This is a genomic window from Pseudomonas abietaniphila, assembly GCF_900100795.1.
GTDB lineage: Bacteria > Pseudomonadota > Gammaproteobacteria > Pseudomonadales > Pseudomonadaceae > Aquipseudomonas > Aquipseudomonas abietaniphila.
The window spans coordinates 37,488-51,400 of record NZ_FNCO01000002.1; the positions used below are offsets into that span (position 1 = coordinate 37,488).

General features: G+C 55.6%; 8 protein-coding genes and 1 pseudogene. 2 read left to right on the forward strand and 7 right to left on the reverse strand.

Annotated features, from left to right (window positions below):
• Window positions 1-207 precede the first annotated feature (207 nt).
• The 5 genes from BLS87_RS03540 to mexE all read right to left on the reverse strand — a co-directional run bounded on the left by BLS87_RS03540 (window position 208) and on the right by mexE (window position 8,036).
• A complete protein-coding gene (locus BLS87_RS03540) occupies window positions 208-570 on the reverse strand; it encodes a histone-like nucleoid-structuring protein, MvaT/MvaU family (RefSeq protein ID WP_074750326.1) in 363 nt (120 codons plus the stop codon).
• Between the two features lie 368 nt (window positions 571-938).
• On the reverse strand, window positions 939-2,036 hold the full coding sequence (locus tag BLS87_RS03545) for a tetratricopeptide repeat protein (protein WP_074750328.1): 1,098 nt from the start codon (window positions 2,034-2,036) through the stop codon (window positions 939-941).
• A gap of 154 nt (window positions 2,037-2,190) precedes the next feature.
• Complete coding sequence (locus BLS87_RS03550; protein WP_074750330.1) at window positions 2,191-3,588, reverse strand: efflux transporter outer membrane subunit; 1,398 nt, start codon at window positions 3,586-3,588, stop codon at window positions 2,191-2,193.
• The gene (locus BLS87_RS03555) at window positions 3,588-6,779 is read right to left on the reverse strand and encodes an efflux RND transporter permease subunit (RefSeq protein WP_074750332.1); all 3,192 of its coding nucleotides are present in this window, start codon (window positions 6,777-6,779) and stop codon (window positions 3,588-3,590) included. The genes BLS87_RS03550 and BLS87_RS03555 overlap by 1 nt, the downstream gene beginning before the upstream one ends.
• Window positions 6,780-6,791: 12 nt before the next feature.
• Window positions 6,792-8,036, reverse strand: a complete 1,245-nt coding sequence (gene mexE / locus BLS87_RS03560) for a multidrug efflux RND transporter periplasmic adaptor subunit MexE (protein ID WP_074750334.1) — start codon at window positions 8,034-8,036, stop codon at window positions 6,792-6,794.
• 609 nt (window positions 8,037-8,645) lie between these two features.
• Here mexE and BLS87_RS03570 point away from each other — a divergent pair.
• Both BLS87_RS03570 and BLS87_RS03575 read left to right on the forward strand, forming a co-directional pair.
• A pseudogene (locus BLS87_RS03570) lies at window positions 8,646-9,086 on the forward strand (transposase); the annotation flags it as partial.
• Window positions 9,087-9,365: 279 nt separating this feature from the next.
• Entirely contained in the window at window positions 9,366-10,556 is a 1,191-nt protein-coding gene (locus BLS87_RS03575) for a hypothetical protein (RefSeq protein ID WP_074750338.1), read from the forward strand.
• 480 nt (window positions 10,557-11,036) lie between these two features.
• On the opposite strand, the gene BLS87_RS03580 is transcribed toward BLS87_RS03575, so the two are convergent.
• Window positions 11,037-11,957, reverse strand: coding sequence for a hypothetical protein (locus BLS87_RS03580; protein WP_074750340.1), 921 nt, complete (start codon window positions 11,955-11,957; stop codon window positions 11,037-11,039).
• 1,193 nt (window positions 11,958-13,150) lie between these two features.
• Entirely contained in the window at window positions 13,151-13,741 is a 591-nt protein-coding gene (locus BLS87_RS03590) for a hypothetical protein (protein WP_074750343.1), read from the reverse strand.
• Window positions 13,742-13,913 lie beyond the last annotated feature (172 nt).

A 13,913-nucleotide genomic window follows, 5' to 3' on the forward strand; every position in this document is an offset into this window, starting at 1 on the left:
TGGGGGGTATGAACATCAAAGTGTCGAACAGTGAGTCGGCGCGCCTCGACGGGATTTATACGAAGTTGAACTCTGGCTCGCAAACCATCCACTATCCAGACTTGCCGTTTCACCGCCTGTCAATTATTTGTCTGCTTAAATACGCTTATAAAAAAGCCCCGAAGAACGGGGCTTTTTTATAAGGCTTTGGTCGTGCAGCCGTGACGATCAGCCACGCAACCAGGAATCGACAGTCTCGGCACCGTACTGTTCTTTCCAGGACTTCAGGCCGCGGTGATTGCCACCTTTGGTTTCGATCAGTTCGCCGGTGTGCGGGTTCTGATACACCTTGACCACACGGGCGCGGCGGCGTTTTGGGCCCGCCGGTGCAGCGGTGGCGGTGGATGGGTTCGGATCAAGGATGGCGATGATGTCACGCAGGCTCTTGTCGTACGTGTTCATCAGGGCCTGGAGCTTCTGCTCGAACTCGATCTCCTTTTTCAACCCGGCGTCATTCTTCAGGCTTTCCAGCTGAGCCAGCTGTTCCTGAAGGGCTTTTTCTGCTGCGCGAAACTCGGCAAGTCTGGACAAATATAGTACTCCGGCGATAAATGGCTGTTGTCAGCCCAACGCAAGCTACATGGACGCACGTCAGGGTCCTGTGCTCATTTTGTCACTACCCCGATGCCTTGACGGATCAAGATTTGAAGAAACTAACGTTGCGCTGTCAGCTTCACGTCCGTGGCGGGGGTAGTTGTGATGCGCGACGGACAAATAATGCACGTTTTTTTCGAGTTGTAAAATAGGTGAGGTGCAATTGTTAAATGAAAGATCACGGCAAACATAAACCGGTCTGACAAAAACTGACAACACGGGTGTAAAGCCTTGTAAGTAATTTCTCAAACTAGGCCAATACGGGAAACTATCGGTGCTGCGCCCAATGCCGCTGTTTTCGCCATCTACAGGCCTTGTTGCAAGGCCGGGTCATCGGGATTGAGCTGCTCGAGCTCTGCGAGGAGTACCTGAACTTTCTGCAATTGACCGTTTTCCTGCCAATAACGAATCAACAGCGTTCGGGCGCGCCGATTGGCCGGTTGCCGCTGCAGGATGTCTTCAAGCTGACGCTGCGCCGGCTCCAGTTGGTGAAGGTCATGCAGAGCCGCCGCGAGATCGTATCGATAAACAGTGTTCTCGGGTTCCAGCTCCACCGCTTTGGCCATGGCCAGCAACGCATACTCATTCTGCTGATGCCGCAACAGCCACTTGCCGAGCTCATATTGGAGTAATGCCGACTGTGGGTGCTTCTCAAGCAACTGAGCGAGTTGTTGACGCGAACGGTCGGTCTGGCCGCGCTGGTCCAACAGTTGAACCTGGGCGACTGCTGCCTGAAGGTTGTTGGGCTCCAGTTTCAGCGCAAGGTCCAGCGCATCGAAGGCTTTTTCAAACGCGCCCGTGTTCACGAACAGCTTCGCCAGTTCCAGCTGGCTTTCACCGTTGGGCGGTTGAGAGGCCAGGGTGTTCTGGTATTGCTCGGCGGCGTCCTGAACGCTTGCGTAATACAACCCCAGATCATCAGGGGTCAGCCCAAGCAGTGCGCGGACTGCGCAGAAGCGTACGCTCTGATCGGGATCGTCCAGTAAGGGACCTATCAGGACGCTGCGTTGAGCGTCTGGCACCAGGGCGGCGACGGTGTCGATGGCGGTTTGCTGGACAAGCGGAGCAGGGCGCTTGAGGTCGCCGTCGAGAATTTTCAGCGCCTGGGGGCTGGGGTAATTGGCCAGCTCAGTGAGCAGGCCTGAGCGCCGAATGTCCGACAGGTCGGTTCGGCTCAATTGCTGATAAAGGACACGCGCCGCGCCGGGTTTACCGTTGTGGGCTTGTTCCAGTGCTTCGGCATAGCTGTGATTGACCACCGGCGCGGGTGGCGGTGCGCGCCAGCCATGGACCAGCAAACCGACAGCGATGATCAGCGCCAATGCGCCCAGTGCGATCACATTCAGCCAACGGCGGCGATTTTTTAGAGGGGCCGGAGGGTGCGGCGAAGACGGGATAGGCATACCGATTTCCGTTTCTGCGTGAGCAGCAGCTTCGGGGAGAGTGGGGCGAGTGTCAAACAGCAATAACGCCCCCGGAAACGGAAAAGCCCCGAACCTTGTGAGCCCGGGGCTTTGAGGGGCGGTGGGTGAACCGCCCCGCAACGGTTTCCGCGTGTCAGGCGTTTGGCTGCCAGCCGCCACCGAGCGCTTTGTAGATCGCGACGATGCCGCGATACAACTCGATCTCGGCCTGGGCCTGACTGTCCTCAGCCGCCAGACGTTCACGTTCGGCATCCAGCAGTACCAGGAAGTCAGCCGTGCCTTCCTTGTATTGAATGCTCGCCAGGTTGGCCGCCGAGCGACTCGCCTCGCTCTGACGCACCAGCGACACCAGACGTTGCTGGCGCTTGTCGTAATCGCTGAAGGCGTTCTCGGTTTCTTCCAGTGCCAGCAACACCTGCTGCTCGTAATTGGCCAGGGCCCCTTCGGCGTCGGCGTTGGCGCCCCGGATGCGCGCTTTCACGCTGCCCAGGTCAAATGCCGCCCACGTGATGCTCGGGCCAAGGCCCCATGCTTGCGCGGCACCGGAGCCGATCTGCGAACCACGGCTGGCGGTGAAACCCAGGAAACCGCTCAGGCTGACCCGTGGAAACAGGTCGGCGGTCTGCACGCCGATGCGCGCGGTCTGAGCCGCCAGTTGCCGCTCGGCGCTGCGCACGTCGGGACGGTTTTCCAGCAGTTTGGTGGGATCGCCAATCGGCAATGCCTTGGAGATCGCGGGCAGCTTGGCAGGCGCCAGGCTGACGGTCATGGCATCCGGGCGCTCACCGAGCAGGGTGGCGATACGGTTGCGCTCACGGACCTGTTCGGCCTGCAACTGCGGAATGGTCGCCTCAACAGCGGCCAGCCGTGCATCGGCACGCACCACATCGATTTCGTTGCCCACGCCTTCATCACGCAGTTGCACGGTCACGTTGCGCGAGTCCTGCTGGTTTTTCAGGTTGTCCCGGGCAATGTTTTCGCGCAGTTGCGCGCCACGCAGCTGGCCATAGGCATCGACCAGCTCGGCGATCATGGTGACTTGCAGCTGATACAGGTTGGCCTCGGCCACTTGCTGATCGGCCTCGCTGGCTTCCAGTTCGCGCTGGATGCGACCGAACAGGTCGATTTCCCACGCCATGTCCAGGCCCAGGTCATAGCGTTCCTGGTTGACCCGGTGCTCGGTTTCACCCGGCACCTGAGCGCGGCCGATCTGGCTGCTGGCGCGGCTGGTGACCACCGGCATGGCATCGTTGCTGATGTCATCGCGGATAGCGCGAGCCGCTTTCAGGCGGGCGAATGCCACACGCAATTCACGGTTGCCTTGCAGGGATTGCGCAACAAGCTTGTTCAGGGTCGGGTCGTCGAACTGCTGCCACCAGATGGTTTCGGTACGGCTGCGGTCGTAGGCGCCCTGGGCAGCGGCCTGAACATTGGCCGCCGCGGTGTCCGGCTTCTTGTAGTCAGGGCCGACGGCACAGGCCGCCAGCGCCAGGACCAACAGGCTCGGCAGGAAGAGTTTTGCAGCCTTCATCAATGAGCCTCCGAAGAGATGGTCTGAACCCGTTGAGCCTTGGCCGCCTTGCGTGCCTCTTTGCGTCCAACGTAGTTACGAATCAGCACATAGAACACAGGCGTCAGCAGCAGACCAAAGAAGGTCACGCCGAGCATCCCCGAGAACACGGCCACGCCCATGGCATGACGCATCTCGGCACCGGCACCGCTGGACAGAACCAGGGGCACCACACCCATGATGAACGCGAAGGAGGTCATCAGGATCGGACGCAGACGCAGGCGGCACGCTTCCAGAACGGCTTCCAGCGGGGTTTTGCCTTTTTCCTGTTCATCCTTGGCGAACTCGACGATAAGGATCGCGTTCTTGCACGCCAGGCCCACCAGTACGATCAAGCCGATCTGGGTGAAGATGTTGTTGTCGCTGCCCGCGATGATCACACCGGCAATGGCCGACAGCAGGGTCATCGGTACGATCAGGATCACCGCCAGTGGCAGGCTCCAGCTTTCGTACAACGCCGCCAGTACCAGGAACGCCAACAGTACGCAGAGCGGGAAGACCAGCAGCGCCGTGTTGCCCGACAGGATCTGTTGGTAGGTCAGGTCGGTCCACTCGTAGGTCATGCCGTTAGGCAATTCCTCTTTGAGCAGCTTGTTCATGGCCGCCTCTGCCTGACCCGAGCTATAGCCAGGGCCCGCCGCGCCGTTGATTTCGGCGGTGATGAAACCGTTGTAGTGCATCACGCGGTCCGGGCCGGACGAATTGGTGACGTGCAGCAGGGTCGCCAACGGGATCATCTCACCCAGGTTGTTACGCACTTTCAGCTGACCGATCTGCTCGGCGTCCTGACGGAACTGTTGTTCTGCCTGAACGTTGACCTGATAGGTACGGCCGAAACGGTTGAAGTCGTTCGCATACAGTGAACCCAGGTACACCTGAAGGGTGTCGAAGATGTCGCTGATGGCCACGCCGTGCGTCTTGGCTTTCTCGCGGTCGATGGCGGCGTCCACTTGCGGCACGTTCACGGTGTAGCTGGTGAACAGGGCTGCCAGTTCCGGCACGCTGCGGCTCTTGGCGATGACGTTCATCGTCTCTTTATAGAGTTCGTCGTAACCCAGGTTGCCACGGTCTTCGATCTGCAGACGGAAACCGCCGATCGTGCCCAGGCCCTGTACCGGCGGCGGCGGGAAGATCGCCATGTAGGCTTCCTGGATCGACGCGTATTTGCCGTTGAGCGCACCGGCGATGGCGCCAGCGGACTCACTGGCGTCCTTGCGCTCGTCGAACGGCTTGAGCGTCACGAACACGATGCCGGAGTTCGGGCTGTTGGTGAAACCGTTGATCGACAGGCCCGGGAAGGCCACGGCGCTTTCGACGCCCGGTTGCTTCAGGGCGATATCGGACATGCGCTTGATCACGTCTTCGGTGCGGTCAAGGCTCGCGGCGTCCGGCAGTTGCGCGAAGGCCACCAGGTACTGCTTGTCCTGCTGCGGCACAAAGCCAGTTGGCGTGCTCGAGAAACCCAGCCATGTCATGACGATCAGGCCCGCGTAGACCACCAGCGCCACGCCGCTGATGCGGATCACGCGGCCAACCGTGCTGACATAGCCGTTACTGGCTTTGACAAAGAAGCGGTTGAAGGGACGGAACAACCAGCCACCTAACAGTTTGTCGAGGAAGCGCGAGAAGCCGTCTTTCGGGGCATCGTGAGAACGCAGCAGCACGGCAGCCAGGGCGGGCGACAGGGTCAGGGAGTTGAACGCCGAGATCACCGTCGAGATCGCAATGGTCAGGGCAAACTGTTTATAGAACTGCCCCGTGAGACCGGAGATGAAGGCCGCCGGGACGAACACGGCACACAGCACCAGCGCCGTCGCGATGATCGGGCCCGTCACTTCGCGCATGGCGATCTGCGTGGCTTCCATCGGCTCGTGGCCGAGTTCGATGTTCCGCTCGACGTTTTCCACCACCACGATGGCGTCGTCCACGACGATACCGATCGCCAGTACCAGGCCAAACAGCGACAGCGCGTTGAGGGAGAAGCCGAACAGGTGCATGACGGCGAACGTACCGATCAGCGACACCGGCACAGCGGCCAGCGGGATGATCGAGGCGCGCCAGGTCTGCAGGAACAGGATCACCACCAGCACCACCAGAATCAGTGCTTCGAACAGCGTGTGAACAACCGCTTCGATCGAACCACGGACGAAGATGGTCGGGTCATAGACGATGCTGTAGTCCATGCCTTCCGGGAAGTTCTTCTTGAGCAGTTCCATCTCGCCGCGCACTTCGTTGGAAATGTCGATGGCGTTGGAGCCCGGACGCTGGAAGATCGGGATCGCGACCGCAGGCTGGTTATTCAGCAGCGAACGCAGCGCGTACTGGCTGGAGCCCAGTTCGACCCGTGCGATGTCTTTCACGCGGGTGATTTCGCCGTTTTCGCCAGCACGAACGATGATGTTTTCGAACTCTTCCTCAGAGACCAGACGGCCTTGGGTGTTGATCGACATCTGGAAGCTGGTGGCGCTCGGAGAGGGCGGCGCGCCCAACTGGCCGGCGGCGACCTGACGGTTCTGTTCGCGGATCGCGTTGACGACGTCGGTGGCGGTGATGTTGCGCGAAGCGGTTTTGTTCGGGTCAAGCCAGACGCGCAGCGAATAATCACCCATACCGAACAGCTGCACGTCACCGACACCGTTCAGGCGAGCGAGCTCGTCCTTGATGTTCAGCACCGCGTAGTTCGACAGGTAGAGCATGTCGTAGCGTTTGTCCGGCGAGGTCAGGTGGACCACCATGGTCAGGTCAGGGGAGGCCTTGTCCACGGTGATACCGATGCGGGTCACTTCTTCCGGCAGTTTCGGTTCGGTCCGGGTGACACGGTTCTGCACCTGTACTTGCGCGGTGTCCAGGTTGGTGCCCAGCGCGAAGGTAATGGTCAGGGTCAGTTTGCCGTCGGCGGTCGCCTGCGAGGACATGTACAGCATGTTCTCAACACCGGTGATCGCCTGTTCCAGTGGCGCGGCCACGGTTTCACCGATGACTTTCGGGTTGGCCCCCGGGAAGTTGGCGCGCACGACCACGGTCGGCGGCACGACTTCCGGGTATTCGCTGATCGGGAGCTGGAACAGCGAAATGGCACCGGCGATCAGGATCAACAGCGACAGCACCGCTGCGAAGATCGGCCGCGTGATAAAGAATTTGGAGAAATTCATTGAGTGAGTCCCTTAACCGCGTGGCGTAGCGGCAGCGGCAACCTTGGCGTCCAGTTTTGACTGGGCTTTGGGTTGATTGCTGGCTTCAAGTGCTTGGCGTTGTTGTTGCAGCGCAGCGAGTGTTTCAGCACTGGCCATCGGGGTGTCTTGCGGGTCAATCGGCGAACCGGGACGCACGCGCTGCAGGCCGCTGACGACGATGCGGTCGTCCTTGGCCAGACCGCTGCGCACGATGCGCAGGCCTTCAAGCTTCGGCCCCAGGTCAACATTGCGATAGGTCGCTTTGTTGTCCTTGTCGACCACCAGCACGAATTTCTTGCCCAGGTCGGTGCCGACCGCTTCGTCTTTGATCAGCATGGCCGAGTAGGTGCCGCTGCCGACCAGCTTCAGGCGAGCGTACAGGCCCGGGGTGTATTCACCCTTGCTGTTGTCGAACACGGCGCGACCGCGAATGGTGCCGGTCCGTGGATTGACCTGGTTGTCGATGAAGTTCATCTGGCCCAGGTGCGGGTTCTCGACTTCGTCGGACAGTCCCATGTACACCGGCGTGGTGGCGCCACGTTTGCCATCGCGCGCCAACTGGTTGTATTTGAGAAACACGCGCTCGTCGGCGTCGAAGTAGGCGTAGACCTTGTCGGTGGAAACGACGCTGGTGAGGATGCTCTGATCGGCGGTGACGATGTTGCCGGCGGTGATTTCCGCACGGCTGACGCGACCGGTGATCGGCGCGGTCACGCGGGTAAAGCTCAGGTTCAGACGGGCCAGATCTAACTGGGCCTGAATGGCCGCGACTGCCGCCTTGGATTCTTGTGCGGTGGTGGTCCGCGAGTCGGCCAGTTCGGCCGAGATGGCGTTGTTGGTGCGCAGACGTTCACCACGCTGGGCTTCGTTGTTGCTGCGCACCGACGCGGCCTTGGCCTGTTGCAGCTGTGCGTCCAGGCGATGAACTTCGGCTTCGAACGGGCGAGGGTCGATCTGGAACAACAGGTCGCCTTTCTTCACCAGTGCGCCGTCAGTGAACGCTACCGAGTCGATCTGACCGGAGACACGAGGACGAACCTGCACGGTTTCCGGCGCTTCCAGACGCGCAGTGACTTCGTCCCATTCATTGACCGGCTGCTCAAGCACCTTGGCGACGTTGACTTTGGCCGCAGCCGGCGCCTGAGCTGCCGATTCCGGGCCTTTTCCGCAAGCGCTGAGTACCACCAGAGCCAACGCGGCAAGGGGGTAGCGCAAAGGAGTAAGTGACTGAACCATGGGAAAATCCGCCGATGTTATTTGAGATGGGCGGATTCTGTTCCCGGGGGTTTTATTGCACGAATCGAATACGACGAAGGTAACTATCAGTGGGAATGATATTTGCCAGCGTGAAGGCTCTGGGACGGGCGATTAGACGAGACTGTCCGGGTCGCCAAAAAACATTTTGACTGGGCTCTAGCACGGTGTTTTCAGGCCGAGAAAGTTTTGGTTTGCCCCCAATTGTGCCCCCATTCACATCGGGTGTGCGAGCGACCGCGAATGGCGACTTCTGATGGAGTCCAGTATGGCAGTGGCTGGTAATCAGCGCGCCTCCGTATACTGGATAGCAACTCGTATCGGGATCCTTGGTCGTTCGGCAGCTATCCAGAAATTGACTCGTGAGATGCTCTTACATCTGTGTAATGTAGTGAGGGCACTGGTTGCTAAGGGCGTCGATCCGGGTGTCTATCGACAGCCGGAGCGTAATGCCCGGCGCCTGGCTGCGGAAAACGCGTAAGGTTGAGATAGTTCCCCGATTGCCAGATGAACTGGCCGTAACCCAGTTCACAGGCGATATCGAAGTCCTCGGAGAGGTTGAAATCACGGAGTTGGTTGCGGATATTGTCGAAGCACGACGGTACGTTCGACCGGATACTGGAGCGCTTGCACATCCTATTGAACCGGGAAGGACTGATCGATCATGCCCAGCCGCTGCTGGATCAGGTACGAATTGCCGGTAAGCCGGGACGACCACGCAAACGCAGTCGCTGGTTACTGGCTGACAAAGGATATGACGCAGAACACCTGCGCCACTACTGCAACCGGTACCGAATGCAGCCGGTGATTCCACTGCGGGCTATGCCACGCAAGCCTCGGCCAGGCTTGCCCCGGCTCCTTGATCGTCCAAAGTATCGGCAGCGGAACATCATTGCACGGATTTTGGGCTGGCTAAAAGAGAACCGCAGAATAGGTACCCGCTACGACAAGCTGGCCAGTAGCTTTGCAGCTATGGTCACCTTGGCCTCGAGCCTACGTTGCATAAGGCAGTACTTTTCGTACAAAACCTAGCCAAGTACCACGATGACCATCCTCTTTCGTCCACTGGGTGCCTTCGGTTGGTTCAGTTACACCACTTCTCGAGACACAATTGTCAGGCGTTAAAGCATTTAATCAAGTATTTCAATTAACTTTTGCTCATTAGCTACATCGGGCTTCCACTACCACTTAGCCATCGTCGATGGCGCTTTATCGTTAACTTCCTAAAGTCTTAAAAAATTGGGAAAACATCCTATGCAGAGTTTTTTATCTGATTTAAAATTAGGGCTTTGATCAGCTTGAGATACTCATATGGATAACAGGTACGACAAAGGTAAGTTGGCAAGAGACGCTCAAGAGAACCAATACTTCGACGTTCCCTGGATCAAAGACCTCGCTGAGATCATTGTAGCGGATCTGGTAAAGTGGTCTAATGACGAGATTTATACGAGTTTGGGAGGGCGGCTTGAATGTGAGTTGCCTTTTGATGAAGCGGTAAACGCTTCAGCGATAGTTTCTCCAAGCAATGCAGCCAATCCTCGTATTGAGATCTTCATGGGTTTGGTGAGGGAGATATATCGTGATTCATTCACTTTTCCCCTCTTGGCAAATCAGATTTCGAATAGTCCTGATTACGGTGATCCGCTAAAGTCCGAGTTTTCAAACACCCCTGCTTTTTTCGAAGGTGGAGTGCCAGATATCCCAGAGTCTCAGTATACTGAGATTTATAAATCTATAAAAAATCGTATTGAAGAAGAGGGGGTTTATTCAGACATTCCCGAAAACGCGTTGGCCTGTCGTTTTTTGATGTTTGAGGTAATGCTCACATGGGTATTCTTCCATGAGCTTAGCCACTTGGTGCAACGACATTATCTTTTCAGATCTGGGACTGCTACATCTAACAATTTTGAGGTTGTTTATCACGAAGTAAGTAGTGACGAACCTATTGGTGAGGATTGCCTGGCCTCACAGGCAAGAGAGGTACTAGCGGATGTCGAGGGAAGTGAGCTTACCATAAGATATCTTCTTAGGAAGAAGAGATTCCACTTTTCATCTATTTATCTTCTTTTTTGTGCTCAATATTGTATGTTTAATAGATTTTATAAGGCGCATGAAAGCAATTTGAAGCTTGTCAAGGGGGATCATCCCCATCCGGTTATTCGGAATGAGATGACATCGCAGTTCGTTTCAGAGTGGTTGGTGTTGTGTTTGGGTAATATGGAAGGGGCTGTCGAGCGCGATCAGATAATACGTTCCGTTGCATACCTGAATGTGAAGTCTTCTTTGATTTCAGGCGTTTTTTGGGGAAACAGGTATGAAAAAATGGATGGTTCGCTCACGTCCTTCATGAAGCTTTCGACGGGCGAATATGTACAGGAAAGAGACGAGTACTACGCCTTGTTGAAGCGCTCCATGCTTGAGCAACTAAAAACAATTAAAAGGCATCATATGCATAAGCATAACTTTACCGATTTTATGGGGCACATCGCTTTCTTGTCCTGATAAAGGCGCGGGGAGCTAGGTTTTGTCGGGCGCTCAGGGTGTGTCTGAGTATTCATGCCCTTCACTTCGTGGCAAGCCTATTGCCGAGGCGAGGTGCCTCTGAGGGCACCTCTAAAAACTACCTGCTTTGTCATCGCTGCGTTAAAAACAGGTCTGGAAATGCTCATTTACAACCCGTAAACTTCGCTTCCTCGCCTGTTTTTGCGTTGCGCTGACTGCCTCGCCTATGTTTTTAGAGGTGCCACTGAGGCAAGCTACCTCGCTTCGAGACATGGCTCGTCAGCTTCCATTCGACTGATCAAGCTAGGCGGTTTGCTTTTTCTTTACCCAAGGAAGTGCCTAGGATAGAAGCATTTCAGGGGGGGGGATGCGCGGCGGTCGAAAAATAGTGCCTCGCTGCAGACAGTGCTGTTCGTTGCCTCCATGCGCAATGCTCGTTCTAGGAAAATGCAAATGGGCTAAAAAGAATTATAGTTTGCATTAAATATCTAGCTTTAGGATGTAAAGAAGCTCTGGGTCTGTTGATTTGTTATTCTCTTTGAGGTCGGCAAGGTTTCCGGTTTGCATATAGTCAGCCCAGATTTCGTCATAAAATTTCTTTGCTAGTGAGTTTTCATCAGTCCAATCACTGAATAAGGCTAAGCCTGCATTGCCATCAACGCATACGGTAATTACCTGTTGCTGGCCCCCAAGATCTCGCGCGACAAAAGCACCCGAAAAATCTAATTTCCCTTTTGCTTGCAGGTTAAAGCAGGCGTTAATGGCACCATCCAGCTTGACGGAAGGGTAGCACCAGCCATCAAAGCCGCCTAGGTGGATTTCTTTGGCTATTATATTGCTAATAATATATATGTCATCTTTCCGAAAGCTGGTATTTATGAAGTCAAGGATTTCTCTAGCTTTCTCGGCGTGAGCACCAAAATACTCTGGTATAGTTTCGTCTTGCCATCCTACGTCAATCAGCTCAATGTCATCGATAGACTTGTAAAATATAAGAAGGTAGGGGTCGCCTTCTTCTATACCAACTTCCAGCTTTGGTGCTTTGGTTTGTCCCTCTGTTGTATATAGAAATTGCTCGCCCGTAACGTTAAGCCTACCAGGCTTTACATGTTTTGCAGGCGCTTCCCACATGTCACCGATGAAGAGCTCCTTCTCTGTAGGTTCGTCCTTTAGATTTCTAACTCTGATAAAATTTGTATTTCTTGGATAGCTCCTCCGCGATATCGGGATTCGCGGTGTTCGTGCATATCCTGATTGCCCCATTGCCAGGTCGAGTATGAAGGCAAGCGTCTCATCAGTTTCCCAAGAAGCAGAGTGCTCTTCGAATATTGCTATGCGCCTGCGTATTTCATCGATGGTTATGCCGCTGAACGCTCTGTCATACATTCGTAGTAGATTCATATTTCCTCCTTGAATTTTTTGCTCAGGCTAGGTAGAACAGGGTTTTAGCATGGTGGCCCCTGTTTTGGCAAGGTTCGGCAATCTAGACTGATGCAGCGCTTTGAAACTATGGTTTTAGGCATAATAAAATAAGGAAACAGACGAATATGCAAAGAGTAAGTATCTATTGAGAGTGACTGAATAGATTTAGAGTGCAGTATTTAGTTGTCGGTTGCTCACGCACATGGGCAGAGGAGAGCAACTCATCGGCCTACCTTCACTCCGCAGTGTGTGGGAACAACAACGGGTGACTTTTTTAGAAGGGAACTGTTGGACCTCAGGCTGGGGCATCCTTTTCAAACCATCCAAAGCATGCCCTCAGATGTGCCCCCAATGTAGAAATCCACTGGAAGTGAATGGAGCTCCATGGTTTGTGGAAAGGCAAAAATGATCAGATGAACAGCCTGCCCGACAGCGCCTAAAGACTCTCAGGGTCGCCAAAGAACATTTTGACTACGCTCTAGAACAACATTTTCAGGCAGAAAAATTTCAAATATGCCCCAATTTTGCCCCCAACTGCATAAGGTTTACGAGCGATCGCGAGTGGCGTTTTCTGATAGAGACCAAGATGGATTCAGATGGCTTTCAGTGTAACTTCTTATTGCATCTGGAGGGAGGGTGCAGGGCTCATCAAGGACAAGCTAATCCGCTCTCGGTCGAGAGCAGCAACTCCGATCGGCTGTGTTCGACCCAATATTTGCATCCGCGTAATTGGTTTGCTGGGCTTGGAGGTGTCTACGAAACCAGAGGCGATTCAGGAGTACCGCGATGACGACCACTATCTCGATTCCGATTTGAAGGCGCGACTGGCGAAGACGCAGGTCATTGATGGATTGTTTCGCGTGATTTGAGCGAGGAGGGCACCGATCGTCTTGCCTGAACTGTAACCTTGCGTCGCGCCGAGTGTTGTAATCGATTGGAAGGCTGCAAAAGTAAGTGTTTTTGCCCCCCTGGTGGAGCCCACGGACGATCAACGCATCAACGCAACATGGAACCCCGCAGATCCGAGCTAGCAGGATACTCCGCGCCGAGCTTTCTACGGCTGCGCGGTTATCCAGAGGCCATTCGAACGGCATACATCTCTGCAAGTTGAATAATCTCCAGCCAAGTTCAAGCAATTTCCGGGCGCAATCTCGAGTTCGACCATCAGATCGTCATAGTGTCTTCCAGGCGATCTTTATACTTTGATCGCCTGTACCTCCCAGGGCAGATGGATCTTCACCCTGTTTTACGGCATCCCACTCGTAGACCGTTTTGCCATTGATCTGCAGCGTGTAGTTGGGAAATCCGTCATGTATGCCGTCGACACTGAACTGCACGTCACCTGCGGCCTTGCGCAGGCCGACAATGATCGTGGCATCGATATGGGGTGCCACGGCCAATGGATTGCCACCGTCGATGATGAATTTCACAGCATGGCTGGCGCCGTCGAAAGGCGTCCAGACCGCGTTCAGGTTGTCCGTCGTTCGCGCCAGGGTTGCCGTCCCGATTGGCTGCGCGCCCGGGCGCAGGGAGCGGAACCACGCCGGCTTTCCTGCGCTGGCAGCCAGTACATCGTCACTGTCGTACTCGCGGGTGGTGCCCCAGGCCAGCGCGGGAACCTTCAACGATGTCGGGCCCGCCTGGTCGAGGTCCAAGGTCACACTTGGGCTGCACTTGGTGCCGCCATTGTAGGCATATGTAAGGTAATAAACGATTTCACTGGGGATGCCGATGGTGAGTTTGACGGCGATGTTGTTGGCCACGGGATCATTCCTTGAAAGTCGACACGTTCAGGAAATGTAGCCAAAAAAAATTTGTTTGCTTGCATAGCGCGAAAGAAAACGACGACTAGCATTGTGCTATCAATGCAGCGTCTGTTCCAGCAAACAGCCGAGGCGCCCGAACACGCCGTTCTTTGGCAATTTTCCGGGCTCA

What these genes read in the sequence shown, in the direction of transcription:
- BLS87_RS03545 (WP_074750328.1), bottom strand. Translation starts at nt 2,036, where the DNA reads ATGCCTATCCCGTCTTCGCCGCACCCTCCGGCCCCTCTAAAAAATCGC.
- BLS87_RS03550 (WP_074750330.1), bottom strand. Translation starts at nt 3,588, where the DNA reads ATGAAGGCTGCAAAACTCTTCCTGCCGAGCCTGTTGGTCCTGGCGCTG.
- BLS87_RS03555 (WP_074750332.1), bottom strand. Translation starts at nt 6,779, where the DNA reads ATGAATTTCTCCAAATTCTTTATCACGCGGCCGATCTTCGCAGCGGTG.
- mexE (WP_074750334.1), bottom strand. Translation starts at nt 8,036, where the DNA reads ATGGTTCAGTCACTTACTCCTTTGCGCTACCCCCTTGCCGCGTTGGCT.
- BLS87_RS03575 (WP_074750338.1), top strand. Translation starts at nt 9,366, where the DNA reads ATGGATAACAGGTACGACAAAGGTAAGTTGGCAAGAGACGCTCAAGAG.
- BLS87_RS03580 (WP_074750340.1), bottom strand. Translation starts at nt 11,957, where the DNA reads ATGAATCTACTACGAATGTATGACAGAGCGTTCAGCGGCATAACCATC.